This is a genomic window from Paenibacillus forsythiae T98, from assembly GCF_000520735.1.
GTDB classification, from domain to species: domain Bacteria; phylum Bacillota; class Bacilli; order Paenibacillales; family Paenibacillaceae; genus Paenibacillus_AQ; species Paenibacillus_AQ forsythiae.
The window spans coordinates 1-1,703 of sequence record NZ_ASSC01000747.1 but is presented as its reverse complement, the minus strand read 5'-3'; the positions used below and the strand labels follow the sequence as shown (position 1 = coordinate 1,703).

Annotated in this window: 1 protein-coding gene; it reads left to right on the top strand. The window is 51.9% G+C overall.

Annotated features, from left to right (window positions below; all coding sequences use genetic code 11):
• Positions 1 to 476 precede the first annotated feature (476 nt).
• Positions 477 to 1,433 carry a 3'-5' exoribonuclease YhaM family protein gene (locus L692_RS0122640; RefSeq protein ID WP_025702254.1) on the top strand — a complete coding sequence of 319 codons (957 nt, stop codon included), beginning with the start codon at positions 477 to 479 and terminating at the stop codon, positions 1,431 to 1,433.
• The last annotated feature ends 270 nt before the right edge of the window (positions 1,434 to 1,703 follow it).

The following is a 1,703-nucleotide window of genomic DNA, read 5'->3' as shown; positions in this document are numbered from 1 at the left end:
AGAAGCCCCTCCCTTTAGGGATGGGAGTCATCACAAAAATTGATACAAGTGAAAATGATAGTATCATTATTTTTTTATTTTCATAAGTTATGCCACCTCCGCGATACTACTATTTTTCGAAAAATCTCCATTCCAGAATCCATTAGTTTGATGGGTCTGAAGGGTTATTTGCAGGTTAAGCCCCCACTGACATTACTGGAATCGACTAAGATTATATTGAGAGTCTGGCCAGACTGTTCAATCTTAAATACATGGATGCATCTCGTCTGTTCGAAAACGTAGCAGATTTGAAAAAAGTCAACTCCAGCAGTGACTCGCCGGTTTGCCCAGCTATATCAAGGCTTATCTGCCGATTTCAGGCTGCGAAAGTTGAGATAGTAACTTTATTATTTCAAGGTTTTAAAGGGATTGGAGAGGCCGATGTCAAAGTTAGTTGGGTAAAAATGATGAAGGTTTAACCTAGTAGGAGGCTCACCATGAAACAAATCAACCAACTGGCGCCGCAGGACGAATTCATCGGCTTTTATCTGATCAGGGAATTGACAGTCAAACAGACGAACGGTAATCCGCCGAAGGATTATTTTGATATCGTGCTCAGCGATTCCAGCGGCCAACTGTCCGCGAAATATTGGGATGCGTCGGCTGCGGACAAGGAAACTTTTTTTCCGATGGGACTTGTCAAGGTTCAGGGACTCGCTCATTTATACCGGGAGAGGCTGCAAATCAAGATTATCAAAATGAGACCGGCTGCTGACGGGGATGGCGTGTCGTTAACGGACTTTATCCGCTCCGCGCCTATCCGCCCGGTTGACTTAATCTATGCGATCAAGCAGGCGATGGGCTCCATAAGCGACCCGGAGATCCGGACAATCGTCGCCTATTGTGTGGGTAAGGTGGAGGAAAAGCTGATGCATTATCCGGCGGCCAAAACCCATCATCACGCTTACTTTGCCGGGCTTGCCTATCATATGGCGCGAATGCTGGAGATTGGCGATTTTTTGTGCAAGCAGCGGCCGTTTCTGAATCCCGATCTGCTGAAAGCGGGCATTATCCTGCACGATATCGCCAAGCCGGAGGAAATGATCGCCGAGCTGGGCATAGTATCGGATTACAGTGTCCAGGGCAAGCTGCTCGGGCATATCGCGATGGCTTCCAGCTGGATTACGGAAGCGGCGATACGCTCCAATATCGATCTTGCATCCCCGAAGGTTCTCGGGCTTCAGCATCTGGTCCTGTCGCATCACAACCTTGGGGAATGGGGAAGTCCGGTTCAGCCCCAGACGGCGGAAGCGGTAGCGCTCCACCATATCGACGCCATGGACGCCAAGCTTCAAATGGTCGAGGACGCGCTGGATACGACGCCGGAGAATGAAGAGTGGACGCCGTTTATCCGCGGGCTGGAGAATAAAGCGGTATACCGGATGAAGCTGTAAGTCCGGTCGGCCCGCACAGGCTGGAGGAGCGCCATTCCCCATGCGAAGACCGGCCATAGACAGAGGGGCCTGCCCTGAATGGAGAAGCAGACTCCTGCTGTTCATTCTTCGCCCATTCTTTCCCGGGCGGCCGCCGTCTCCGCCTTTCGGAGAAGAGCCTCGGCAGTCGCTGCCGAGGGGGCAGCGGGCTTTTTCCGGGCCGCTTGCGTCTTGCTGCGGGATGGCTTTCGCGCCGGAAGCGAGAACGGAGTATAGCCTCCGGCATGCAGC